The 26120-nt window shown below is 39.0% G+C and carries 27 protein-coding genes; 11 read left to right on the top strand and 16 right to left on the bottom strand.

Translation table 11 applies throughout. The annotated features are described in order from the left end of the window. Positions 1-129: 129 nt before the first annotated feature. The 8 genes from MKY46_RS08630 to MKY46_RS08595 form a co-directional block, all read right to left on the bottom strand. Complete coding sequence (locus MKY46_RS08630; RefSeq protein ID WP_036129188.1) at positions 130-666, bottom strand: hypothetical protein; 537 nt, start codon at positions 664-666, stop codon at positions 130-132. 232 nt (positions 667-898) lie between these two features. Beyond that, on the bottom strand, positions 899-2068 hold the full coding sequence (locus tag MKY46_RS08625) for a toxic anion resistance protein (protein WP_340833959.1): 1170 nt from the start codon (positions 2066-2068) through the stop codon (positions 899-901). 469 nt (positions 2069-2537) lie between these two features. After that, the gene (locus MKY46_RS08620) at positions 2538-3782 is read right to left on the bottom strand and encodes an ABC transporter permease (protein ID WP_340833958.1); all 1245 of its coding nucleotides are present in this window, start codon (positions 3780-3782) and stop codon (positions 2538-2540) included. Continuing rightward, the gene (locus MKY46_RS08615) at positions 3766-4671 is read right to left on the bottom strand and encodes an ATP-binding cassette domain-containing protein (RefSeq protein ID WP_141903045.1); all 906 of its coding nucleotides are present in this window, start codon (positions 4669-4671) and stop codon (positions 3766-3768) included. The genes MKY46_RS08620 and MKY46_RS08615 overlap by 17 nt, the downstream gene beginning before the upstream one ends. A 13-nt stretch (positions 4672-4684) precedes the next feature. Beyond that, positions 4685-5215 carry a DUF2812 domain-containing protein gene (locus MKY46_RS08610; protein ID WP_036129170.1) on the bottom strand — a complete coding sequence of 177 codons (531 nt, stop codon included), beginning with the start codon at positions 5213-5215 and terminating at the stop codon, positions 4685-4687. Between the two features lie 76 nt (positions 5216-5291). Further along, positions 5292-5828, bottom strand: coding sequence for a DUF2812 domain-containing protein (locus MKY46_RS08605; RefSeq protein WP_058844712.1), 537 nt, complete (start codon positions 5826-5828; stop codon positions 5292-5294). Between the two features lies 1 nt (position 5829). Beyond that, positions 5830-6144, bottom strand: a complete 315-nt coding sequence (locus tag MKY46_RS08600) for a PadR family transcriptional regulator (protein WP_036129164.1) — start codon at positions 6142-6144, stop codon at positions 5830-5832. A gap of 696 nt (positions 6145-6840) precedes the next feature. Then, positions 6841-7422, bottom strand: a complete 582-nt coding sequence (locus MKY46_RS08595) for a TetR/AcrR family transcriptional regulator (RefSeq protein ID WP_036129161.1) — start codon at positions 7420-7422, stop codon at positions 6841-6843. A 153-nt stretch (positions 7423-7575) separates the two neighbouring features. On the opposite strand from MKY46_RS08595, the gene MKY46_RS08590 reads away from it, so the two are divergent. Beyond that, positions 7576-8334, top strand: coding sequence for an SDR family oxidoreductase (locus MKY46_RS08590; RefSeq protein WP_058844711.1), 759 nt, complete (start codon positions 7576-7578; stop codon positions 8332-8334). Positions 8335-8385: 51 nt separating this feature from the next. Here the strand turns inward: MKY46_RS08590 and brnQ are convergent, their stop codons facing one another. Together brnQ and MKY46_RS08580 are read right to left on the bottom strand one after the other, a co-directional pair. Next, complete coding sequence (gene brnQ / locus MKY46_RS08585) at positions 8386-9726, bottom strand: branched-chain amino acid transport system II carrier protein (RefSeq protein WP_340833957.1); 1341 nt, start codon at positions 9724-9726, stop codon at positions 8386-8388. Positions 9727-9911: 185 nt separating this feature from the next. Then, positions 9912-10664 carry an alpha/beta hydrolase gene (locus MKY46_RS08580; protein ID WP_036129148.1) on the bottom strand — a complete coding sequence of 251 codons (753 nt, stop codon included), beginning with the start codon at positions 10662-10664 and terminating at the stop codon, positions 9912-9914. A 283-nt stretch (positions 10665-10947) separates the two neighbouring features. Between MKY46_RS08580 and MKY46_RS08575 the strand changes: the two genes are divergently transcribed. Together MKY46_RS08575 and MKY46_RS08570 are read left to right on the top strand one after the other, a co-directional pair. Continuing rightward, positions 10948-11829, top strand: a complete 882-nt coding sequence (locus tag MKY46_RS08575; protein ID WP_089932495.1) for a LysR family transcriptional regulator — start codon at positions 10948-10950, stop codon at positions 11827-11829. A gap of 167 nt (positions 11830-11996) precedes the next feature. Continuing rightward, a complete protein-coding gene (locus MKY46_RS08570; protein ID WP_340833956.1) occupies positions 11997-12581 on the top strand; it encodes a DUF5412 family protein in 585 nt (194 codons plus the stop codon). A 133-nt stretch (positions 12582-12714) separates the two neighbouring features. Here MKY46_RS08570 and MKY46_RS08565 read toward each other — a convergent pair whose 3' ends face one another. Both MKY46_RS08565 and MKY46_RS08560 read right to left on the bottom strand, forming a co-directional pair. After that, positions 12715-13506: a DUF1835 domain-containing protein gene (locus tag MKY46_RS08565; RefSeq protein ID WP_340833955.1), complete on the bottom strand. Its 792-nt coding sequence runs from the start codon at positions 13504-13506 to the stop codon at positions 12715-12717. An 11-nt stretch (positions 13507-13517) separates the two neighbouring features. Then, positions 13518-14141: a LysE family translocator gene (locus tag MKY46_RS08560; protein ID WP_036126556.1), complete on the bottom strand. Its 624-nt coding sequence runs from the start codon at positions 14139-14141 to the stop codon at positions 13518-13520. Between the two features lie 215 nt (positions 14142-14356). Between MKY46_RS08560 and MKY46_RS08555 the strand changes: the two genes are divergently transcribed. The 6 genes from MKY46_RS08555 to MKY46_RS08530 all read left to right on the top strand — a co-directional run bounded on the left by MKY46_RS08555 (position 14357) and on the right by MKY46_RS08530 (position 19928). Beyond that, positions 14357-14740 carry a hypothetical protein gene (locus MKY46_RS08555; RefSeq protein WP_036126554.1) on the top strand — a complete coding sequence of 128 codons (384 nt, stop codon included), beginning with the start codon at positions 14357-14359 and terminating at the stop codon, positions 14738-14740. Positions 14741-15206: 466 nt separating this feature from the next. After that, a complete protein-coding gene (gene proB / locus MKY46_RS08550; protein WP_340833954.1) occupies positions 15207-16325 on the top strand; it encodes a glutamate 5-kinase in 1119 nt (372 codons plus the stop codon). Next, positions 16315-17565 (top strand): glutamate-5-semialdehyde dehydrogenase, encoded by a 1251-nt coding sequence (locus MKY46_RS08545; RefSeq protein ID WP_101966826.1) that lies wholly within the window; start codon positions 16315-16317, stop codon positions 17563-17565. Before proB ends, MKY46_RS08545 begins: the two co-directional genes overlap by 11 nt. Before the next feature lie 63 nt (positions 17566-17628). After that, positions 17629-18516: a DMT family transporter gene (locus MKY46_RS08540; protein WP_058844704.1), complete on the top strand. Its 888-nt coding sequence runs from the start codon at positions 17629-17631 to the stop codon at positions 18514-18516. After that, positions 18513-19475, top strand: a complete 963-nt coding sequence (locus MKY46_RS08535) for a carbohydrate kinase family protein (protein WP_340833953.1) — start codon at positions 18513-18515, stop codon at positions 19473-19475. Before MKY46_RS08540 ends, MKY46_RS08535 begins: the two co-directional genes overlap by 4 nt. A 63-nt stretch (positions 19476-19538) precedes the next feature. Beyond that, entirely contained in the window at positions 19539-19928 is a 390-nt protein-coding gene (locus MKY46_RS08530) for an RDD family protein (RefSeq protein ID WP_141903034.1), read from the top strand. Between the two features lie 241 nt (positions 19929-20169). Here MKY46_RS08530 and MKY46_RS08525 read toward each other — a convergent pair whose 3' ends face one another. Next, positions 20170-20601, bottom strand: coding sequence for a GNAT family N-acetyltransferase (locus tag MKY46_RS08525; RefSeq protein WP_036126584.1), 432 nt, complete (start codon positions 20599-20601; stop codon positions 20170-20172). A 124-nt stretch (positions 20602-20725) separates the two neighbouring features. Between MKY46_RS08525 and MKY46_RS08520 the strand changes: the two genes are divergently transcribed. Further along, the gene (locus tag MKY46_RS08520; protein ID WP_271912938.1) at positions 20726-21178 is read left to right on the top strand and encodes a MarR family winged helix-turn-helix transcriptional regulator; all 453 of its coding nucleotides are present in this window, start codon (positions 20726-20728) and stop codon (positions 21176-21178) included. A gap of 42 nt (positions 21179-21220) precedes the next feature. Here the strand turns inward: MKY46_RS08520 and MKY46_RS08515 are convergent, their stop codons facing one another. Beyond that, positions 21221-22573: an aspartate aminotransferase family protein gene (locus MKY46_RS08515; protein WP_340833952.1), complete on the bottom strand. Its 1353-nt coding sequence runs from the start codon at positions 22571-22573 to the stop codon at positions 21221-21223. Positions 22574-22712: 139 nt separating this feature from the next. On the opposite strand from MKY46_RS08515, the gene MKY46_RS08510 reads away from it, so the two are divergent. Continuing rightward, complete coding sequence (locus tag MKY46_RS08510) at positions 22713-24350, top strand: PucR family transcriptional regulator (protein WP_058844699.1); 1638 nt, start codon at positions 22713-22715, stop codon at positions 24348-24350. Here the strand turns inward: MKY46_RS08510 and MKY46_RS08505 are convergent. Beyond that, on the bottom strand, positions 24339-25166 hold the full coding sequence (locus MKY46_RS08505) for an ABC transporter permease (protein ID WP_249646014.1): 828 nt from the start codon (positions 25164-25166) through the stop codon (positions 24339-24341). The genes MKY46_RS08510 and MKY46_RS08505 overlap by 12 nt on opposite strands. A gap of 12 nt (positions 25167-25178) precedes the next feature. After that, positions 25179-26120, bottom strand: a complete 942-nt coding sequence (locus tag MKY46_RS08500; protein ID WP_036123050.1) for an ABC transporter permease — start codon at positions 26118-26120, stop codon at positions 25179-25181.

Raw genomic sequence — 26120 nt, 5'->3', positions numbered from 1 at the left:
TAACGCTCCTACTCTTATTGAAATCGATGAACGACTTCACATACTCTTAAACTAGTTAAAGAATAGACCCATTATAGGACTTTGTGCGGCAACTGTAAATGCCAAATTTCAAGTGCCTGACAATAGCTGTTAGCCTTTTGGCTCAGATTCTAGCTCGGAAATGTATCTTCGCACGGTGCTATAGCTAATATCTGGATTGATCTGGCGTTTGATGCGAATATGGATTTCTTTAATTCCAACCCCTTGTTCACGCATATCTCGAATCATCGACTTCAAAGGACCCGTCAGTGACTCTCTAGACATAGCTGTATATTTACTTAATTCAATCAGTAGCTCCGTATTTTGTTGGCGGAGCACCTTCATCTCCTCTATCACACAATTGTATTCGGTTACCTTTTTCTGTAGCACCATATTTTGCTGCTTGACCTTTTGCAAATCCTCTGTAAGCTGAGCATTTTGTTTTTTTAGCATTTTTCGTTCTCGTTCTAAACTTGTTTGCTTGTTATCTAAATCTGTATGCATAGTATTGTACAGTTCTTCCATATGCAACAGTTCTAAATAGCGGCTTTGTGGAACGATCATTAAGCTATCTGTCGTATAGAGAGCAATCGTGCCATCTTTAAAAGGCTCATACGACAATGTAGAGGGCTTTAGTTTATTTGGCATTCGTTTTTCACTCCTCCACGAATCAATTCATGTAATCCTATTGCTTGAAGTAACATTTATCCGCTTCCTTTTTCATTTGATAATCATTCTCATTTAATTTTATCATAATCAGTATTTTGCTTTTTGTCAAAAAACAATTTTCACTTGGCGTAATACTTCCATTTGAGACAGAGTCACGTCATACATGGCATAGAAAAAGCTTCCTGCCAAATGATTGCAGGAAGCTTTAGACTTACATTTTTTTCAGTTTTTCATATTCCAATTGCAAACGTTCAATTCGTTTACGACCTTCTTCACGGTTTCTAGCTGTTTCTGCTTGTATTTGCTTCGTTTCTTGAATACCAGCCATAATCGTTTGCCATGTTGTTTCAATCGTTTCGATTTTAATGCTTGGGCTACCAGCTTGACGTGCGATATTCACACTGTTTTTACTAATATTTTCAGCATTGCGAACAAGCATTTCGTTTGTACGACGGTCCAGTTCAACCATCGAATCGGAAATTAGCTTTTGGCGTTTCAATGTGACTGCATGAATTAACCCTTGTTTAAAGATGGGAATCGTCGTCACAAAGGCAGAGTTAATCTTACCAATTAAATGGTTATTCCCCTGCTGCATTAAGCGAATTTGAGGTGCTGATTGGAATGATACTTGCTGTGCCATTTCTAAATCATAGCGACGTTGCTCTAATAATTCTACAGCGCGTAGCATTGTTTCATATTCCATTGCTGCCAGTTGATCACCTGTTTGTGCCTTTTGCTCAAGTGCAGGTAATGATGCGCGAACCTCTTCTGTTTTTACTTCAATCGCTGCAACAAATTTACTTAATGACTGGAAGTAGTTTAAATTTTGGTCATACAGATTTTCAAGGTCGATGGTATTACGCTTCATTTCACCTTCATACTTTTGAATTTCACGAAAAATAACATCTACTTCTTTGTTCATGCTGTCATATTTAGATAAGAACCTTTCCAATTGCTCTTTCCCTTTATTAAAGAGCTTGGAGATGAAACCGCCCTTTTTCTCTTCCGCAAAATCTTGTGGATCGAACTTATCCATAATTTTATTAAGATTATTTAATAGCACACTCGACTCTTCCAGCTTACTGGCTTTCATCGTTGCGAGCATTTTATCTGAAAAGGTAGAAATGCCACTTGCTGTTTCTTTACCAAGCTCAAGCATAGCAATTTGATCTTTCACATCAATTTTTTGTGCCAGTGCATGAACCTCAGGATCTTGCTTTAACACCAGCTGATTTTGTGCAATTTGCGATAACTCCTGCTCTGACACAAGTACCGGCTTTTGCTCAGATGCCTGTTGAACTAGTGGATTTGGCTGTAATAAAGGATTTTCTGAAGCGAATGGGTCCTTGGGTTTTAAAAGATCATTGTTGAATTCAGACATACGTTTTACCCCCTGCAATTTATCTCTACTAATTACTTACGATTACCATGTAAAAAAGTTTCATTTCCTACAGTATGAAAAAATACGAGTTTGTTACATTATAGTCATTCTGGTGAAGCCTATATTGTAAGCTATATTGGTTAGGGTGAGCATTATGAATAAAAACCTCTATCTGGGCACGATGAAGGAGAATGTCTTCCATTTCTTTATTGATGGGACATCGCTGTTGAAGTTTTTGAAAGAACTGAGCTTTTTCCTCAGGTGTTGTTAAACGACACTTTGGCTTTAGGGCAAGAAGCGCGTCCACCTCTGATTTAGTTAACATAGTCTCACCCCTTTTTTAAATTATAGCTTCTTTCTATACAAAATTCGACTGATTCCGTAAATTCCTTTGCATTGTTTGCTAGCAATGGCATCTAATGACCAAAAAAACAGCTACATCATCCATGTAGCTGCTTTTGGTCTTGTGTTATGTTGTTACCTTTAATACCGTTTTAATTTTTTGAATGACACCGCCAGAGCTATATGTCAATACACTGCGTTTATAGAACGATAAACTAAATAGGTACACGACAACAATCGTTGCGATTAAAATACCTAAGGATAATAGTGGAACAATACCTCCGATATCTGTAGCACCAATTCGCATTGGCATGATCATACCAGAAGTTAACGGGATATAAGAGAAAATTTTAATGATTAATGTATCCGGATTCCCCATGCCTGTAAGCATGACATAGAAGCCAATGATCGTAATAATCATCGCTGGCATTAAAACTTGACCCGCTTCTTCTACCTTTGATACCAATGAACCAAATAATGCACCAATGATTAAATACAGAATGACCGTTAACAACAGGAATACGATAGCATAGATTACATAGCCAATAGATAACTCCTTGATAATGCTAGCAGCCGCATCCCATACCATGCCACCTTTAATAAATTTCGCATAGATGAGGAAAACTGCTGCAATAATACCCATCTGTGTTAAAGCCAGCAATAATACACCAGCAATTTTCGCTTTAAAATGTGTCGCTGGTTTGACACTTACTAGGAGCATTTCCATTGCTCGTGAGCCTTTTTCAGAGGCAATTTCAGTCGTAATCATCGATAGGAATGTAGAAATGAAGAAATAGATTAAAATGCCGACAGCATAGGAAACAACTAACCCTGATTGCTTTTCTTCCTCACTTTTCCCACCTGCTGATTCCTCATTTAAGTTTTTCGTTGAAATCGTTGTTTGAGCTGCCATAATTTGTGCTGCTTGCTCAGGTGATAACGATAATTGCTGTACGGCATAATGCTGACCAGCATACTGCAATAAGGATGACAATGTGGATTGATCGTTCAATTTCAATGGTGTGAACGTCGCTATTTCTGCTTGTAGCTGACCATCTTGATCGTTAATCGTCACAATCGCATCAAGCTTGCCATCCTTTACTTTTTTTTCAAGTTTTGAAACATCCTGTTCATCCTGAATAAAGGCCATATCCCCATTGGAGATAAAGATTCCACTTAAATCTGCAGAAGTTTCATTAATAATTGCGATTTGCTGTGCTTCATCATCACCCGTAAATAGCTCTTTAATTTCTGACCAGAATACAGCTACAGACATGACAAGGACATATAAACAGGTCATTAAGATAAACGATTTGGACTTGATTTTAGATTTATATAATTGCTTCATTAGTAAACTAAACTTCGACAACATGGCCACCTACCTTGTCTTTAAAGATTTCATCTAACGATAAATAATCCAAGCTGAATTTTTCAATATATTTCCCATTGGACAGCTGCTCAAAAATACTTTGGGCAAAGCTTTCGTCTGCTAATGTAAGAACCGTTTGCTCCTTCTCTACACGCACATCTTTGACGCCTTCTAGCGCCAATAGCTGTGTTGTCGACCAATCCGTACGAACTGCAAGCTTTGTTTTACCATATTGTTTCTTTAAATCTAGTAAGCTTCCAGAAAATAAAGAGACACCTCGTTTTAATAAGCACAAATGATCACAAAGCTCCTCGACATTATCCATTTGGTGACTGGAGAATAAAATGGTTGTACCCTGCTCTTTTAATAGTAAAATCGCATCCTTCAGTAAATCTTTATTAACGGGATCTAGTCCACTAAATGGTTCATCTAAAATTAAAAACGCTGGTTTATGGATAAAGCTTGCAATGAGCTGAACCTTTTGCTGGTTCCCCTTTGATAATGTTTCTGCCTTATCTTTACGTTTTTCTTCCAGTTCAAAGCGTTGAATCCAAAAATCTATTTCTTTTTTTAGCGCTGCTTTTTTCATACCACGTAGCTCACCAAAAAAGTACAACTGCTCCTCTACCTTCATCGTTGGGAAAATACCCCGCTCCTCGGGTAAATAGCCAAGGATATCTCGGTTAATGGCATTGACTGGCTGACCACTCCAAGTAATCGTACCCGCCGTCGTTTCCTGTAAATCTAAAATCATTCGGAATGTCGTTGTCTTCCCTGCACCGTTTTGTCCAATCAGACCAAAAATTTCACCTTTTTCAATGGTAAAATTCAAATCATCCACAGCTGTAAAATCCTTGTACTTCTTTGTAACACGCTGTAACTGTAATGTCATGTTGTCATCCTCCTTATCCTTCAAATATATGTAAGTCTTGTTTTAAGCCCTTTTTGCGGTTTTCATTTTTCACAATAGGAATGACCAGCAGTAAGGCTACGATCAAGCTCATGCATCCTACACTAGTATTCACTAGTCCTGCAGCAGATTCCCATAAACCTAGCGCTATATTATAAATACCAGTCATTAAATTTAACAGTAACACGAGTATAAAAAAGCGATTCATTGATTTTATATAGTTAAATTTGGAAGTGGTATCTGTAAATATTTCAAAGGGTCCCTCTGATTTTAGTTTTCGATAATAGGCCCATCCACCAAATTTGGACACACACTCAATATTCATCGCGTCTAGAAACTCAAAATAATCCTTTGATTTTCTATTCACAAATTCATTTCGATAAATATATAGTTCTGGTGTGCCTTTTTCAAATACAAAGTAACCTGCCACTGTTTTTTTTAGATTCCACCCCCGATCCGCCATATCATTGACCCATCGTTCTTCCTTTTCGTAATCCATAAAAAAACGATACATCCTTTTTTTCATCTAATATCACCTCTACTATGAAGTCATGCTTAAATTTTCATTATTTTCTGATTTCCCGGAAAATAATGCTCGCTTGTTAATCTGAAAATACATTTAATTCTCTCTTTAATCGATTACGTACACGCATAAGCTTATAGAGTGGGAGAGAGAATAATACGACAACAACTAGATTCAACGTATTCAATGTGAAACCAACCCAGTCAGTCGTTTGCTCCGAAAAATCGCCCATTAAACCGATGATACCAATGAACAAATTAAGTAGAATAAGGGAAAACAACAGTGTCATCTTTTTTGACAAGTTGCCAATTTTGGTTTTTTTATCTGTATAGAGTTCAAATGGACCTTCCTGTGCTACTTTTCTAAAAAACACAAAATTGCCAGAGCGATCAACCTGTTCAATGCCAGAGGATTGAAGAAATTCCAGGTAGTCCTCTTCATAGTGACTGCCAAATCGCTCCAATTCATCGTGGCGATAAATATAGCGACCTGGTTCTCCTCGTTCAAACGTAAACCGAATCCATGTGAATTTTTTTAAATGCCAGCCCTGACAAGCCATGTCATTAACCCACTTCTCTATTGCATAGGGATTAATCATCAAGCGATATTTATGCATATTATTCAACTCCTTTCGTTATACGGATACCATTGTCAAAAAGTTCCCTTAATCTTAAAATTTCATATTCAATGACCGTTTTTCCAGTAGCGGTAATGATATATTCTTTCTTTCGCCCATCTTCATCAAGCGCCTCTATCCAGCCTCGTTCTAGCAATGTTTTAATCGCACCATAAATGGTACCTGCGCCTAAACGCACTCGCCCATTGCTCATTTCCTCCACTAATTGCATAATGCCATAGCCATGCCTAGCCTCGTATAATGCTAATAAAATATAATAAACGCCCTCTGTTAATGGCGGATGTTCCTGTGTCATCTAAATCCCCCCTTATATCGCCCATCAATATATCGTCAGTCGATACAATTAAAATATATCAGCAGTCGATATAGTTGTCAATGCTCTTCCATTATGTTGCAAATAAAAATATACTTCGTTAGCATGTAAGTAATTACTTGCACGAAAGGAACTGCACAACGAATTATCGAAGCTGCTCTACAATTGATAAGTGAAAAGGGCTATACAGCTCATCATCCTTGTGACAATCGTTGTCGCTCTGAAACCTGCTCCAATCCCATAATTCAAATAAGCGATGGGCTACGTTGCTAGTAGCCCATCGCTTTATCACTTTGAAAGAGATAAGCAAATCCTTCGTTTTGAGCGGAGTATCCTCTGCTTTTCCGGTTTCATCCTACACTTCTCTCTCTATCCTTCATTTTTAGCATTCTATCCACCGCTTTTCTTTTCCTATCCTACACTTTTAACAGGCTATCCTTCGCTTTTAGCGTTCTATCCTGCGCTGCTCTCCCTATCCTTCACTTCGAGCGTTCTATCCACCGCTTTTCCTTTCCTATCCTACACTTTCAGCAGGCTATCCTTCGCTTTTCTTGTTCTATCCTGCGCTGCTCTCCCTATCCTTCACTTCGAGCGTTCTATCCACCGCTTTTCCTTTCCTATCCTACACTTTCAACAGGCTATCCATCTCTTTTCGGGTTCTATCCTACGCTTGTCTCTCTACCCTTCACTCCGAACATTTTTTAAAATCGAAGCTAGTTGCTGGTTTAGAACTGTTACACTGTCGCTAAAATCGCCGCGATACCATTGGATGATGAGTCCGATGATGGCGTTCGCTTGATAGGCACTATAATAGTCGATCGAAATATGGTCCGCTATTTGATGCTCATGGTGTGTAGTAATGTCTCGCTTTAACAGTGAATAAATCCCGTCAAATAGCATGTAATAGTAGGTCAACGGGACATTTTTAGAAAATACGATACGATAAAACATTTTAAAGCGTTCAATATGATGAAAAATCCGAATGGTTGTTGGATCGAGTTGATGGGTGTCCAAGGTTGGGACGGCACGGTAGGGTTCTTCATAGGATTGATATAAATCCTCCATAATTTCCTGAAAGTATTCTTCAAAGAGCCCCTCTTTTTGCTCGTAATGTAAATAGAATGTTCCTCGATTAATCTTCGCCTCTCTACAAATTTCTGCAATCGATATTTGCTCCAATGGCTTTTGACTGAGCAAGGTCAATAAGGCGTTGTGCAGGGCTTGTTTCGTTTTAATAATCCGTAAATCGGTTGTACGCAATTTTTTCAGCTCCTTATTCAACAGTTTTTCCAAAAGTGTTGAATACTCAACACATCATGATAATTTGCATATTGAAATCGCTTTCATATTTATTATATGATTTTAATGAACAGATGTTCAATAACTATCGACATACATGAGGAGGTCTTTGAGATGAGATTAGAAGGTAAAGTAGCCATTGTGACAGGTGCAGCTTCAGGCATGGGGAAAGCCATTGCTGAAGGATATGCAAAAGAGGGCGCTAAGGTTGTCGTTTCAGACTTAAATTTAGAGGGTGCCCAAGCAGTTGTGGACGGTATTCAAGCAGCTGGGGGTACAGCATTTGCCATTCAAACAAATGTCGCATCAACAGAAGACTTACAACGTTTATTTGACGAAACGAACACGAACTACGGTCAATTAGATATTTTAGTGAACAATGCGGGCATTATGGATGGGATGGAGCCAGTTGGTGAAATTTCTGATGAACGTTGGGATCGAGTATTCGCCGTGAATACTACAGCCGTTATGCGCTCTATGCGTATGGCTACAGAAATTTTCCTTGCGCAAGGGCATGGTGTCTTTGTGAATAATATTTCTGCTGGTGGCTTATACGGGGCACGCGCAGGGGCAGCCTATACAGCTTCGAAGCATGCCGTTGTCGGTTTAACAAAAAACACAGCGTTTATGTATGCTGATAAAAATATTCGTTGTAATGGGATTGCACCAGGAGCAGTTATGACTAATATCGCCTCTTCTATGACTAGTATGAGTGAAGCGGGTGCTGCACGCCAATCACTTGGACTATCGATTAATCCTCGTGCTGGTCAACCAGAAGAAATCGCACAATTAGCTATTTTTCTTGGTTCAGACGAAGCAAGCTTTGTGAATGGACAAGTGATTGCGGTGGATGGTGGCTGGACAGCTTATTAAGCCATAAAAAAAACCACGCACAGTGAATTATGTCTGTGCGTGGTTATTCATTTATATGACTTTTCTAGACGGGAACAAGCTCCCAATCACTGCTCCTACAAGAGCTGGTAGTATCCAACCTAATCCGATGTCATAAAAAGGAAGGATCGTTGAATACAGCTTCTCCACTGCGTCCAAAACGCCTAATTTCGCTCCTGGCACACTTTCCACCAAGGCTTTATAGCCATCAATTAAACTAATGAAAAATGTAAAAATCATCGCAATGGCATAAACTGTTTGCTTATTCTTAAAGAAAGATGAGCAAAGAGCAAGCAAGATTAATACAATGGCTAGTGGATATAAGAACATTAAAACAGGGATCGCAAATTGGATGATATTGTTTAAGCCAAAGTTTGCAATCGTAAAGGACACAAGACAAAGTAAGAACACAAACCATTTATAGCTGATTTTTGGAAACACTTCGTGGAAAAATTCACTACAGGACGTAATTAACCCTATACTTGTCTTTAAACAAGCGAGGACAATAATAAGTGCCAATAAAATGGCCCCAAAAGAGCCGAAATAGTGATCTGCTACTGCGGCAAAAATTAAACCACCATTGTCAAAAGTACCAACAGCATCAATACTAGAAGCTCCCATATACGTAATTAAGCCGTAAATAAGTGTCATTAAAGCCATCGCAAAAATACCCGATGTCCATGTAGCCTTGGCTATTTCCTTGCGATCTGTAATTCCTGCACTTTTAATAGCATTGATGACAACAATCCCGAATGCCAGCGATGCTAGGGCATCCATCGTATTATAACCCTCTTTAAAGCCCGTCATAAAAGCAGCATCCAAATAATCACCGACTGGCTGCTGGAAATCACCCATTGGTTTGATGATGCTTGTGATAATTATAATAAATAAGACGACTAAAAAAGCAGGCGTTAAATATTTACCGATGTAATCCATAATTTTTGCTGGATTTAAAGAGAAATAATAGACAACGGCAAAAAATACAAAGCTAAATACTGCTAGTAGCAGCGTTGCATGTTGTGGTTGAATGTATGGCTCAAAGCCTACTACAAATGGTACGGTTGCTGTACGTGGAATGGCAAAAAACGGACCGATTGTTAAATACAGTGCCAATGAAAAAATAATGCCAAATATAGGATGAACACGGTTCGCTAAATCACGTAAACCATTACTACCTGATAAACCAATCGCTAAAATTCCGAGGAATGGTAGCCCGATGGCAGTAACTAAAAATCCGATTAACCCAAACCAAAAATTAGTCCCAGCAAATTGACCCATTTGAATAGGAAAAATGAGGTTCCCTGCTCCAAAATACAGTCCAAATAGCATTGTTCCGATGACTGCATAGGTTGAAAAAGGTATTTTTTGTTGCATAATTGATGTGCTCCTTAGAAGTTTTAGACCATAGCAAATTATTTAAATCGAATGATTTTTCACTATAATTTCATCATGTTATCAAGCATTTATTATAATTACAATAGTTTTTTCGTTTATCTAGATGAATGCTACAAAGTTCAGTTGATTGAACAAAAAAAGAGCTGCCTGCTGACAGCCCCTCCCTAATTTGCAACTGACCATTCAATATGATCTAAAAATTTATAAACATCTTCATACACTTTATCACGTTCTTTATCTAATGTAATAATGTGACCAGAATTTTCATACCAAATGATTTCTTTGTCGTCTGTTTCTACTGTATTTAAAATGAAAGGTGCGCTTTCTTGGTATAGGTCATCATCTAGTGAACCTTGTAACACAAGTGTAGGTGCTTTGATCGTTGATAATTCTTCACGAGTTTCAGTTGTTAAACGTGTTACGCCATCCAAAGAATCTTTTGGTGTAATGCGTAATTCATGTAATTCTGAAATGATTTGATCTTTTGATTTATTTTCAAAGTGTTTATATAAACGAGCATAATGGTACAAACGTGTAAATAAGCCTTTTGAATTATCACGTGTAATTGGTGCACACATCGCTACACACGCTTTCACTGGAAACGTCTCTGCTACTTTTAATGAGAAGACGCCACCAAGTGAAATCCCAACAACAGCGATTTCTTCATAGCCATTCTCTTGGAGGAAGTTATAACCTTCCACTACATCGTTCCACCAGTCCTCTGGTTTTGTTTCTAATAATGCTTCTGGTTCTACACCATGCCCACTATAAATTGGTGCATGAACGGTATAACCTCGTTGAGATAAAAATTCTCCTAGTTTTTTCACATCTTTTGTGCTACCTGTGAATCCATGCAGTAATAGTACGGCTTTTTTGCCTCCCTCAATAGTTAGAGGTTGTGGCTTAGTTAACTTCATTTTATGATATCCCCTTCACGGAAATTTATAATTGTGTATTTTATGTGTCTATCTTACCACCCTTTATTCATAATGTATAATTTATAGTTTTTATCAAATCAATGTGTACCATGCATGAATGATGTCAACTTAACCGCTGTGCTATCACACTTTTGCTACTTAACTTTTCCATTCTGCTAATAAAATGCAACGTCCTTTTAAAAATAATTTGCAACCTATACTTCCACTCTGTTTCCCGTTATAATGCAGATAACTTAAAAATAACGAGAAAAGAGGTGAAAAAATGGAGTGGCAACAATTAGAATATTTTGTAACCGTGGCAAAGTTAGAGCATATGACACGAGCTGCTGAAGCATTAGCGATTTCACAACCAGCACTTAGTCGTTCTATTTCAAAGCTGGAAGAAGAATTAGGTGTACCGCTTTTCGACAGACAAGGGCGCTCAATTATGCTTAACCGATATGGTGAACTGTTTTTATATCGTGTACTGCGAATGCGCAAAGAATATGAAAAGGCAGTTTTAGAATTACAAGAACTTAATAATCCAGAGCTCGGCGATGTATCACTCGGTTTTTTACATACGCTTGGAACGAGTATCGTACCAGACTTGATTCGTGCTTTTCGTCAGAAACACCCCCATATCCGTTTTCATTTCACGCAAAACTACTCTCACTCACAATTAAAACAATTGTTGGCTGGTGAATTAGACCTTTGCTTATTGGCAGCCATTGATACAGAGCCGCCAGTATGTTGGAAGGAATTATGGCGAGATGAGCTTTTTATTATGGTGCCGATTGACCATCCGCTTGCACATCGTAAAAGCATTAAAATGAAAGAGCTGGAGCATGAAAACTTTGTACTCATGAAAAAGGGCTATGCATTGCGCCGCTCTGCTGATCGGTTGTTAAATGCTGCTGGCATAAAGCCTAAAATTTCTTATGAAGGGGACGAAGTATCGACCATTGCCGGTTTTGTAGGTGCGGGGCTAGGCGTTTCCTTACTTCCAGATGATGAGGATTTAAATCCGAAGAAAATCGTTAAAATCCATGTTGAGGATATGGTATGTGAACGAATTATCGGCATGGCTTGGATTGACAATCGCTATCTTCCCCCCTCTGCACGCCAATTTAAACAGTTTGTCTTCGATTTTTATGAAAAAAAATAGAAAAAGAGCGAGTAACAACATCACCTCGGTGTCAATGTTACTCGCTTTATTTTGATTTTTGCTTTGAACATAAAGATTTTTAACGATAACTGTAGAAAAACATGTTAAATTTCTAATTACCACTATACAATCTATTAACCTGTTCATCATACTAAGGAGGTAATAATTTGAATTTATACCTTAACACTATTGGCTTCTTTGTTTTTTTATTTACATTGCTATTATTTTTCATTTTTGTTAGCAAATTAATCATTTTCTTTTTTAAGCGGAATCATTTCCCTAAAAAAACATTAACAGCATTTGTGGCAGGTTTAGTCCTGTTTTTTGGTCTATTTATATCTATCCAATACTTTTTTACATTTAGAACTATAGATAAAAAACTGATGCAAAAAGGACCCGAATCTGTATCATCCCCTTCTGGAAAATACACAGCGAACGCTTATTATGAACCCTATGGTGGTGCAGGTCCAAGTAGTGGTGTCAATGTATGGGTAGAAATTTCAAATAACGAGAATCATACAATCAAAACTATCTATTATGCAGCTGCAAAAAGTCAATTTTCAATGGAATGGCTAGACGAGGTTAAATTATCTATTGTTAATCATGAGTCTAAGTATACAAATTCAAATAGAAGTATAGAATTAAATGTGGATAAAGAGATTTATCACGAAAATGGTTTGGCTTGTCAAAGCTTGTTAATGAAAGATGAATATGTAACGTGCTATCAACATGAAAGCACTTCGTATAACTAGATAGAGACTTAAATATCCTGTTATGCATAGAACCAACTGCTTCATGAATTTGGAACAATAAAAAAGATCAGGCTTTGCGCTCCTGATCTTTTTTATTGCTCGTTCATTTAGTTGTGTTGTTATTTTCCATACGCTAACGTACTTTAACCTGATATGAAAAGATGTCCGTTATATCACCTTGAATCTCAAACAATCCTTGCTCGACGAGGGTCCGTAAGCGATACTCTACAAATTCATCCCCGACATAATGATCAATTACCCCAAATGTTTGAGCCAAAATATGTGTAGGCATCAGCCATTCTTCCTTGTACTGGATCTGCAACTCTTTTGCACTAGCCATAATGAGTGCATCCAGCGCATCTTCCTCTACATGCACTAGCTCATTTTTCCATAATCGCAACGTACTTGGCTGTTTTTTGATATCTTCCCATTCCTTCGCGAATTGTTGGCATGCTTGAACAGAAAATCGTTTGGCCTCAGGGCGAAGCTTCATGAGCATATTGGAGGAAAGTTCCCCTGTATGACGAATACTCATATTAGGCTGCAATCGTTTCAAACCCTCAGTTGTATCAATTCCATAAACCATACTACATTTATGAATCAACTCACTCATCACACAGCGCAGGCCAATTTGTTCGTGTGTGTTTTGACTATACCAAATCCATACATCCAAATCACAAGGTAAACTTGCGATTTTTTTCATCCAGTTCTCATACATATCATCATACAATTGCTGATCTTCATTATCCTTAAAAATATGAGTGTTTAACCAAGTTTTACGTTCTTCTAAATGTTGAAGTGGCCCAATTGAGAAATCATCATGGACACTTAAAACCGTTTCATTACGCTGCAAATGATGCTGACGAATTGCAAGCTTCAGGGAGCCCTGCGTTGCTAAGCTAAAGGTAATATGTAAAATAGCCATGACCATTCCTCCTACTGTTTGCTGATGGCAATTTGTATCCCGATAAATGTGAAGAGGATACCTTGAATCACATTTAATCGCTTGGCAATTGCAGGTTGACCAATAATGAGTTTTCTGACTTTCCCTGCAAATATACTAAATAACGAAAATAATACGAGTGCTTGCACTAAAAATACTATACCCAAAATAAGCATTTGAAACGCAACATGTCCCTGTGTGGGATTCACAAACTGTGGTAATAACGCTAAGAAAAATAATGATACTTTTGGATTTAAAATATTCATTAAAATACCTTTTTTATATAATGTAATATAAGCTTGTGTATTTTGTTGCTGTAAGGTAAATGGATCTCCCTTGGCTCGAAATGATTGCCAAGCTAAATATAATAGATAGGCTGCTCCTGCAAATTTGACAATTGAAAAAATGATTGTGGATTGATAAATAATCGCCGATATACCAAGTACTGCTGCACTAATATGGACAAGGAGCCCTGTACATAGACCAAGGGATGTAGCAATACCAGCCTTTTTATCTTGTGTAATGCTTTGGGCAAGTACAAATAAATTATCTGGCCCTGGCATAATGGTTAAAATAATAGCAGCCCCTAAAAACGCGAATAACGTTGAAATTTCCAAAACTTTCCCTTCTTTCAACTTCTTTTAAAAAACTATTTACATTATACTACATGACGTTGTACTCATTAGATGTAAGTTTATGACTTTATCAAAAATTTTTCACAAATTTTCATTTCACAAATTCTGCTCGTTCATGCGATACTTTTCTCCCCTAATCCATTATAATAGTAGAAACTCATGAAAAAATAGATAACTTCCATAAGAGGTGATTGTTAATGGCAGTAAGTGATATTGTTACGCAGTATGAGGATGAGCATGGACAGATTTACTATAAAATGAAATCACATGACATTGACGTCAAGGCCGCACAAAACGCAGGTCTCGCTCCAGTGATCACCTATTGGATGGGCGATCAAGAGATTACGGACTCCATTCGAAATTTACGCTTTAGTCCACGTCCCCCCTCCAGCTATATTCAAGATTACGAAGAATTTCAAGCAATGCTTTATTCGAAAGAGCAACGTGCCATTAACCAGCTTTATGAACAAATGAGTATTAAACCAAGAAATATGTCAACAGGTAAACAAGTTATTTGGAGTTTTTTTGTCATTGTTTTGGCTATGCTTCCCCTGTTCATTGCCATTTGGTGGTTTAAATAATCGAATAGGTTGCCTCTTTAGCATTTTTGAATCTCTCCTTCTTAATTTATCAAAACTTTCAAGTAATTTCACTATTCAACTTGACAGACTTTAGGAAGTAGTGCATTCTTTAGTCAATAGTTACCAACTCCATGATGAGAAAACGAACGGAGACTAGTAGTTAGCCACTGCTTGAAAAGAGAGCAATGCCCATCGGCTGTAAGGCATTGTACAAGAAAGACTGATGAACCTACTTCGTAAAACGTCCTGGCCAAACTAGGCGCAGTCTCTAGCGTTATGAGAAAAGTGGAATGTCGCATGATGTTCAATGTAGGTGGTACCACGGAAGGCAAGTCTTTTCGTCCTAATTTTTAGGATGAAAAGGCTTTTTTTATCTTGATTCAGCAAAATTTTGGTGTCAAAGATGAAACGTCATTGCTCTATTTAACAAAGCAATGACGAACATAAGACAACTGGAGGTAGTGTGATGGAGAGAAAAAGGATTGTTGTGAAGATTGGCAGTAGCTCTTTAACAAATGCAAAAGGCGAAATCGATAAAGTTCGTTTAATGGATCATGTGCAGGCAATCGCCGAATTAAAGAGGCAGGGTCATGAAGTTTTGCTTGTATCATCGGGTGCAGTAGCCGCTGGTTTTAAACAACTTGGCTACCCTGCTCGTCCTGTAACGGTAAAAGGAAAACAGGCCGCGGCAGCTGTTGGACAGAGCTTACTGATCCAAACATACAGTGCCTTATTTAGCATTTACGATATAACGCCTGCTCAAATTTTACTGACACGCACAGATTTTTCTAAAAAAGAATGCTATAAAAATGCCTATGCTACTTTCGAGGAATTATTAGAACGTTCCATGCTACCAATTATTAATGAAAACGATACAGTATCTATTAGTGAATTGACATTTGGGGATAATGATATGCTGTCCGCACTTGTAAGTGGTCTTGTCCATGCAGATCAGCTCATCATTTTAACAGACATCAATGGCTTATATAATGCCAATCCTGCTAAAAATCCGCAGGCGGAACGTATTGATCGGTTAACAGCTATTACCGATGACATGTTAAGCTTTGCTGATGGTACAGGTTCAAAGGTTGGCACGGGTGGCATGGCATCTAAGCTATTGGCAGCCCGAACAGCGCTACGTGCAGGTGTGAAAGTATTTATCGGAACAGGTCAAGGTGCACATAAACTACTTGCTATTTTAGCAGGCCATGGGGATGGCACCTATGTCGAGCATGATGAACTTGCGATTTTAACAAATCATAAACAGTGGATTGCACTTACGGAAGTTTCTGGTAAAATTTTTATAGATAGTGGTGCTGAAAAGGCGTTAATGGACAATGGCAAAAGCTTATTACCCGCTGGCGTATATCGTGTAGAAGGTGATTTTGACAATGGGGATGTTGTAGAAGTTTATAGTGAACAAGGTTTATTAGGACGTGGCGAAGTACTGTACTCTTCCCTAGAGTTAACTGTAGCAATGGGAAAACGGACGGATACATTGTCGAAATGCCCTATTGAGGTGATACACAGAGATAAATGGCTGAAAATTCAAACGAATGAGGGAGGAATGACGAATGACAAGTGAAATTCAAGGAAAAGGACAACGGGCAAAGGCTGCCAGCTACATACTAAATATTAAAACGACCTGTGAAAAAAATGAGGCGCTAACAAAAATTGCAGAACAGTTAATCATTGACCAGCATACTATTATGGCTGAAAATGCCAAAGATTTAGCACTGGGTGAGAAACAGAGCTTGCCTGCTTCTACACTAGATCGAATGATGCTCAATGAAGAACGTATAATGGCAATGGCCGATGCCATTCATTTACTTGTCTCCCTACAAGATCCAGTAGGCACAGTTATTGAGCAGATTGATAAAGAGAATGGCTTACACATCGAAAAGCGGATTGTACCACTTGGGGTCATTGGTATGATTTATGAGGCACGCCCAAATGTCACAGTAGATGCAGCGACTCTCTCTCTGAAAACGGGTAATGCCGTCATTTTACGTGGCAGCTCCTCAGCTAAATTTTCAAATACCGCCCTAGTGGCAAGTATCCACCGTGCACTTGCTAAAACATCTATTCCTATAGAGGCTGTGCAATTAATTGAGGATACAAGTCGTGAAACGGTGAAAGAATTATTTCATTTAAAAGAGTACTTAGATGTATTAATTCCTCGTGGCGGCAAAGCGCTTATTGATTTAGTTGTGAAGGAAGCAACTGTCCCTGTACTTGAAACAGGTGCGGGCAACTGTCACATTTACGTGGATCAAATGGCGGATTACATAAAAGCAGAAAAAATTTGCCTGAATGCTAAAACGCAGCGCCCTTCTGTTTGCAATGCAGCAGAAAGCTTACTCATTCATCCTATTTGGTTTAAGTCTCATGGTATGCAACTGTTAACAGCACTACATGACGCAGGTGTGACCATCATCGGTGATGAACAAGTTTGTCAGCTATTTGAGGCTGCTCTTCCAGCTACGGAGGAAGACTATGCGATGGAATATCTTGATTTAACAATAAGTGTTAAATTGGTGGAAAATGTCTATGAAGCAATTGAGCATATTCATCGCTTTGGCACACACCATTCTGAAGCGATCATTACAGAAGATCAATTGGTCGCAGAAACATTTTTAAATAATGTCGATGCAGCGGCTGTTTATCATAATGCCTCTACCCGCTTCACGGATGGCTTTGAATTTGGCTATGGTGCAGAAATTGGCATTAGTACGCAAAAACTACATGCTCGTGGGCCAATGGGCTTGCCAGCGTTAACCTCAACTAAATATTTCATATATGGCAACGGCCAAATTCGTGAATAAAAGGAAGCCGCCCGTTACTTATTTGCTTTAATAATTTTACAAAAAATAGAAAGAAGGTGTCGTATGAACATCTCCGCAATGATTAAACTAACCGTCTCCATGGCACTGTTTGGTTCCATAGGCTTTTTTACGGTTCATACTGGTGTTCCTGCTACAGAGCTTGTCTTTGTTCGATGCATTTGTGCCACCCTCTTTCTAGGAGGAATGTGGCTTATTACAGGGGGGCATAAATCAGAGGTTTGGGATAAGAAGGAAATTCTCCAAACAATTATTTGTGGCGTCTTTATCGTTTTAAACTGGGTATTTTTATTTAAAGCCTTTGAAGAAATGTCGATTTCGATTGCCATTTCCATCTATAATTTAGCCCCTATTTTTGTCTTAATTTTAGGCGCTATCTTTTTAAAGGAAAAAATGACCATTCAAGCACTTGTAGCAACCATCACTTGCTTTATTGGTAGTATTTTCATCATTGGTCTCCATAACTTTGTGTCTTTCTCAGAGTTTATGCAATCTGGTTTTGTGTGGGCATTACTGTCAGCGGTCTTTTATGCCCTCACCATGCTAACAAGCAAAACCATTACGAAGCTTAGCTCCTATGCGTTAACCTATATTCAAACAACGGTTGGTATCGTCATACTACTGCCTTTCATCGACTTCTCCTTGTTTGAGGGATTAACCACTTCCAATTGGTTTTATATTTTGGGCACAGGCTTTATTCATACAGGATTTGTTTACTATTTATTTTTTGATAGTATTCGCAACCTTACAACTATTCTTGTATCCGTATTAGTGTTCGTTGACCCTGTTGTCGCGATTTTACTGGATATGCTGTTGCTTGATTTTATGCCAAGCATTATGCAAACGTTAGGTATCCTGCTTATTTTCGGAGGTATTTTCTATACAGTTTACATTCCGAAGAAAAAGCGGCTGCCACAGGAGGCATCCTCATGAGCAAGCTCTTTACTATAGGGGAATTACTAATTGATTTTACGCCAACAGAGCAGCATGGCTCCCTTGCCGATATCGAGCACTTTACTAAACATGCGGGTGGTGCACCTGCAAATGTAGCAGCCGTCTGTGCAAAGCTAGGTCAGCGGGCAGCTCTTCTAACACAGGTCGGTCAAGATGCCTTTGGCGATTTCCTAATAAAAACGTTACAGCAAACAGGTGTAGACACGCAGTACATTCGCCAAACAGCTGATGGAGAAACAAGTCTTGCTTTTGTCTCATTAAATGGTCACGGTGAGCGTGATTTTCAATTTTATCGCCGACATGCTGCGGACTTATTGTACAAGCAAGACTATCTCCCCTTACAATTACTCACTGCACAAGATATCGTTCATTTTTGCTCTGTTAATCTTGTGGAAAGCCCTATGAAGCAAGCACATCTTGCTTTTATTGAACAGGCACATCAAGCAGGTAGTCTTGTTTCCTTTGATCCGAATGTGCGCTTACCTTTATGGCAGGATGAGACTGCGTGTCGGGCAACCATCCTCACCTTTCTACCTAAAGCACATATTGTGAAGCTTTCAGAGGAGGAGCTATTGTTTTTAACAGCAGTAGAGGAGGAACAGGCGGCTGTCCAAGCATTATTTCAGGGGCATGTAGCCGTCATCATCATTACACATGGCGCTGCTGGGGCTACTTTATATACGAAAAAGCTTCATGTAAAGGCTCCTGCTAAGGAGGTACAAACTGTCGATACAACAGGGGCTGGAGACGCATTTATTGGGGCAGTTTTAAGTAAATTCCTTCAACATCAACTAGCAGTAGCTGATGTTGAAACCTATTGCGAACAGCATGCGATGTCCCTGCTCACTTTTGCAAACCGTTATGCAGGGATTTCGACAACGAAGCATGGGGCCATTCCCTCTTATCCCGTATTGCCATTGGAAATAAATCAAGATTAACGCGAAACTTCTTGTCCTTATGTTTCGTATGTACTAGTGACAGAGTAATAAAGGAGGACATACATGGAGTCGATCACAAAAAGACGAACAGCAGCATTTTTAATCGATACAGCGATATCAACCGCAGTCACGTTGGGTGTTGAATATTTCCTACGAAAAAAAGTGAAAAACGAAGTCGTTCATGCGCTCGTTACGCCAACAGCCGTGCTATGGGCACTAGAATATGCACAGCTCCGTCAAAATGGACAAACCATTGGCTACAAAGCAATGAAACTGGCACTCGAAAATGAAGATGGTCATCCACTATCAGACGGTCAAATAATTAAACGAATGGCTTATCGAGACACCCTCAGTACGTTTGATTATCTAAAAAATCGCCAGACCTTTGAGCAACAGCATGGACAACGTCTACCTCATGACAATTTCGCAGGTACGATTGTCAAAGAAAAATAATTGAAAGCTGCCCAACTTTCTTTATGAAGGTGGTTTTTAATTGAAACTAGAATCCGTCGTGCAAAAATGGCTCCCCCTTAGCTAAGGAGGAGCCTTTTCTAATGGCAGCTAAACATAAGTAGTGCCATCGAATTGTATACTTTATCGAAAACAGATCTTCCCCCTTCTCCCCTGCAAACGAATACTAAGTGACAAAATCTAGCACTAATGAGGAAGGTTATTGAAAAGACGATTTCGTCCACTACCAATATTTTTTCATTAAAATATGCGGGATGCCACAATCCATGAATTCTTCGCCTTCACGCTGGTAGCCTAATTTTTCATAAAAACCTTCTGCATAGGACTGGGCATTCAGCTTTGCTTTTGTTAAACCTTTGTCTCGTGCGATTTGCTCTAAGCCCATAATGATTTCTTTCCCCAGGCCAAATTTACGGTATTGTTCCAATATACAAATACGTTCTAGTTTGCCATAGCCCTCCACAATGCGAAGCCTGCCTGTTCCAACAGGTTGCTCCTTGTAATACACAAGAATATGATCACATGGTGCATCGAGCGAATCAAATTCATCGTACTCTTCTACCTCAGGTACTTGTTGTTCTTCAATAAAAACATGTCGACGAAAATCGAACGCTGTTTGTAATTCTTCTTCAGTTGTCACTTTTTTTATGCTCATGAATATTCCTCCTAGTTTCTCCTATTGACCATCTTCACTAGGTGCAATTTCACTTCGAAGATGATACTATTAGTATAGAATAATTTTTATTGCAAATACAATAAAAATTTCAGGAGGATCGACCATGAAAGAAATTTTACGTGAAATAGGTGCTATTGCACGGGCATTAGACTCAATTAGTAATATTGAATTTAAGGAGTTGGATTTAACAAAGGGACAATATTTATATGTCATCCGAATTTGTGAAAATCCTGGTATCATTCAAGAAAAAGTTGCAGAGCTATTAAAGGTGGATCGTACGACTGCTTCGCGGGCTATTCAAAAATTAGAGACCAAGGGCTTTATTGAAAAGCGTATTGAACAAGGAAATAAAAAAAATAAATTGCTCTTCCCAACAGCAAAAAGCTTAGAGATTTATCCTTTCTTGAAACGAGAGGGCGAATATTCCAATGCTCGTGCACTTGCAGGTTTTTCCACTGGAGAGATTGACAGCATCCACAATCTACTAACGCGTGTTTTGCATAACATCGAGATTGACTGGGAGGATGTAAAAAAGGGGCATAAACGACACTATTAAAGGCGATTCCTTGTATTTCCACATGTTTGGAATCGCCACGTACTAAACATTGGCTGCCAATACTCTTTTTAACACGGCTACCATAAAATCAAGATCTTCATCAGTACAGCAAAGTGGCGGACTTAATATAATGATATGATGATAGCCCTCTACTGTTTCGCCATTTCTCCCAACAATTAACCCGTTTGCTTGACAATCAGCTATAATTTTCGCTATTCGCTCTGGCTTTGCGGGTGCTTGTGATGGTTTATCTTCGACAAGCTCGATGCCTATGAGCAACCCAAGCCCTCGTATATCTCCAACAAAGGGTAGCTCCAATAAGTCTTGCAAATCATGTAGCAATTGTATACCCAAATCTCTTGCGCGCTGTACGAGCCCTTCTTCTTCTATGATTTTTATATTTTCTAAAGCCACTGCACAGGCTGCTGGATTACCACCAAACGTATTAATATGCCGAAAATGACTATAGCCATCCATCTCTTTAAATTTTTCATAAATGTCTTTGCGTACAGCCGTGATGGATAACGGTAGGTAGGCACTTGTTAACCCCTTTCCCATAGTAATGACATCTGGTCGAATGTCAAAAGGCTGATGACCAAATAGCATCCCTGTTCGTCCAAAGCCACATATGACTTCATCAATGATAAGTAATACCCCATGTCGTCTACAAATGCGCTCGACTTCCTTAACATAAGTAGGGTGTGGAATAAGAACGCCACCAGTCATCAGTGGCTCCATAATAACGGCCGCTATTGTTTCTTTTTGCTCCCAAATGATCTTTTCCTCGATTTCACGAGCACATGCTAAACTATACGCCTCCACGGACTGCCCTTTTGGTCGACGATAATGATTAGGTGGGGCAACATGCAAAAAGCCTGGTGTTAAGGGTTCATATTTATATTTACGTAAGGCCTGTCCTGTGGCTGCCAATGCTCCCAGTGAACTACCATGATAACCTCGATAACGAGCAATGATTTTATAACGAGTTCCTTCCCCATTTTGTTGATGGTATTGACGTATTAGCTTAAAGGCTACTTCATTCGCGTCCGAACCGCTATTGGAATAAAACATCATATAGTCATCTTCTAGTAAGCTGTTCATTTTTTCAGCGAGTCTGATGGCCGGTTCATGACTTTGGGTTAAAGGGGCATAGCATAGCTTTTTCAGTTGCTCATACGCAACTTTAGCAAGACGCTCACGGCCATAGCCTACGTTCACTGCCCATAAGCCTGACATGCCATCTAAAAAGCGGTTGCCTAAACTATCGGTAATCCATGCTCCTTCTCCCTGTTCAATAATAGGGGGCGCATTGTCATTGTACATAGACATATGATGCCAAACATTTTCATGGTCTTTTTGCTGTAAATCATGTGTGAATTGATCGTTCTGCTCCATATCATGACCTCCAATCGTGATCATCGATGTCTTTTTATCTATCACCATTTTCCCTATTAAACTAGTTAATATTGAAATTTTCTGATTTCTCTAACATAATGAAATAGACATTGTACATTCGAAGGGCAGGTGCTAATTGATGGCGAAACATCCTCTACTCGTACGTGATGTCCTCAAGCGCAAGCATTTTGAATCAGCGAAGCTTATCGCTGGGCAGCATGGTCTTGATCGCCAAGTTTTATGGACACATATATTAGAAATCAAAGATTTTGATACATTAATTAATGGTGGTGAATTGATTTTAACTACTGGTGTTGGTTTACAGCTCGAACGTGAAACACAAATCGCCTACTTACAAAACCTTATTCGCAATGAAGCTGCTGGTCTTTGTATAGAAATTGGAGACTATTTCGATCATGTCCCTGTAGAATTGATTGCTATGGCGAACGCCCATCATTTCCCAATTATTATTTTTGAAGACATTGTACGATTTATCGATATTACGCAAGATTTACACACGTACATAATTAATCAACACCAGCAGGCACTAACACAGCTAGATACACTCTCCAAAACATTTATGGAATTATCGTTAATGCCAAATGGAATTTTAAAAATATTACAAGTTCTCCACCAAGATACGGATGCGCCCTTTTTATTTGTCTCAGAAGATACAAAAAGCTTTTATTATCCCGTGGAGGCTAAAAAATACTTGCGTGTTATGGAGGAGCATTGTCAGCAGTTAGAAATACAAGAGCCTCTGCACCTTTTATCCATTGATAAGGATCATTTTGTCATCATCCCTGTGAATGGACTTGGACAAGTTTGGGGCTATTTATGTATGCATTCTGGACTGCCAAAGCCGAGTGATTACACCTTGTTGAATCTAGAACGGGCTACGATGTCGATAGCCCATATTTTAATGCGTAATCGCATGCTGCAGGAGCGACAGCAAAGCCGTGAGGATGAATTTATCCTTGCCTTAATTCAAGGACAGCCCGTTGATATACCATACTATCAAAGCTATTTGCCAATCGAGAGTCGTAATTTATTTTACCGAGTCGTCGTATTCAATCTTCATGATAAAGCTAATACTGTGTCTGAAGAAGAGTGGCAGGAAATACAGCTCCAAAATGCCATGTATATTCGCTCAATTTTAAAAAAGCTCGGATTTTTCCCTACTGTTTCGGTACGACAGCATGAGATTATTATTTTAGCCTTTTTTATTGCCGCAGATTATATGAAAGACAATCGTGATTCCTTCGATCAAGCCATTTCACAGATTATAGCGAGAAAAGCAGCACAGTTTTTTGAACAGCTTATCCTTAGCTGTGGCATTAGCAATGTCTATCAGTCGATTGAAAGTGTTCATCTTGGCTATAAAGAGGCGAAATCGGCCATTCAAATGCAACATCAGCAATTGGCTAGCTCCATCTACTATAAGGATCTAGGTGTCTATCGATTATTATTACAGCAGGATCAGACAGCTCTCCTACAATTTGTGAAAGATTATTTACAAGAGATATTGTTATTAGATCAAAAAAGTAGCCTTGATTTATTTCAAACATTAGCTGTTTATTTGGCCTGTAACGGGGCTAAAAATGATACAGCAGAACAGCTGTTTATCGTCCGTCAAACACTCTATAAACGAATTGAACGGCTAGAAAGTATATTAGGTGCTGATTTTTTACAAGCTCCCCATCGCCTCAATATTGAAATGGCTGTTAAGGCATATGAACTCTTACAAAAAACAGCACCTGATGTGTTACGATTTTGAACGTGGGTCCATAAAATCTCGTAAAGCATTACTGAGCATATATAAACCAAGAACAAGAATGGTAATGGCTCCTCCTGGCGCATACGTATACCAAGGGGCACCGATTAAATAGGCTTGTGAATCTTTTAACATTCTGCCCCAGCTAGGGTTTGGTGGTTGTACTCCAAGCCCTAAATAGCTTAGTGCTGCCTCGGCTAACATCGCCGTCGCAAATGTCACGGTTGCAGCCACAATAATTTGCGACGAAATGTTCGGTAAAATATGGCGGAACATAATGCTATAAGGCTTGACCCCGATTAATTTCGCTGCCAGTACATATTCCGAGTCACGTTGCTGCACAAAGCCACTACGTGCAATCCTTGCAATAGCTGGAATAGCGATAATGCCAAGCGCTATAGCGGTATTTGTAATCCCTGGACCGAATACTGCTACAAGCATTAAGGCTAAAATAATGCCTGGAAAAGCCATTAAAGCGTCCATCGTCCGCATAAAGATTTCATCGATCCAGCCACCAATATAGCCCGCAATACCACCGATAAGAATGCCAAACACCGTTCCAATTGCCACGGTTAATAGACCCACAGCAAAGGCTGTTTGTGTCCCCTTCATAATGCGGCTAAAAATATCACGCCCGAATTCATCTGTTCCAAACATATAGGCACCACCAGGTCCACGCAATTTTTCAGGTATATTCATCGCATTGACATCATGTGGTGTATAAAAGAAACTAACAAGCATGACGAGCAAAAAGCCGACAATAACGAGGAGACCAATGACTAAATTGATTTTTTTAGTATAGCGCTGTAGTTGTTTCATGGTAGCCACCTCTTAACGTAATCGAATTCTAGGGTCCAACACAGAATATAAAACATCAACGATAAAATTAATCATGACGACAGCTACTGTAATATACATGACAATCCCCTGCACAAGTGGAAAATCACGATTACTAATAGCCGTAATTAGTAGCTGACCGATACCTGGCAAGGAAAACACCTGCTCCACAATAATCGTTCCTGCTACTACCTCTGCCATGATCAAACCAAAAACCGTTAAAATCGGGATCATCGAATTTTTTAATACATGCTTATACATTACATTTTGTTCAGACATCCCTTTACTGCGAATTGTACGGACATAATCGAGTTGGACTTGTTCTAGAATAGCTGTACGGACATAACGGAAATTCACCGCAATTTGTGGAATGGCAATCGTTAAAGCTGGAAGAATAAGCGTGCTAAGTGCTCCTGCTATACTTTGGGTCCAAGGAATATAGCCACTAATTTTAAAGAAGCTAAACTGTAAGCCAATGTAAAGAATAAGCATCATCCCTAGCCAAAAGGATGGTACTGCCATCCCAATTTGCGTCATAGTGGATAATGACACATCACTTAATTTATTTTGTCTTCTTGCAGCAAACATCCCTAAAGGTAAGGAAATGATTAAGACCATAATAAGGGTAAGCCCTGCTAATGACATGGTGACAGGAAGTCGATCAAATAATAATTCTTTTACTGGCATGGAAAATCGAATGGAATTCCCTAATTGCCCTGTCAATAAGCCCTTCATCCAATCTACATATTGTTCATAAAGAGGACGATCCAAGCCGAGCTCAGATCGTAAATTTTCAATTTGTGTGGGATCCGCCTCCGTCCCTAACATCGTGCGAACCGGATCACCAGGTAATATTTGAAAAACGCCAAATGTAATGATGGATACTAGAAGGATGGTGATTATTAACAGGATGATTCGACGTAGGATATACATCAT

The organism is Lysinibacillus sp. FSL M8-0355 (assembly GCF_038008985.1).
Taxonomy (GTDB): Bacteria; Bacillota; Bacilli; order Bacillales_A; family Planococcaceae; genus Lysinibacillus; species Lysinibacillus fusiformis_D.
The sequence above is the reverse complement of the archived record's forward strand: the minus strand, read 5'-3'. Positions and strand labels throughout refer to the sequence as shown.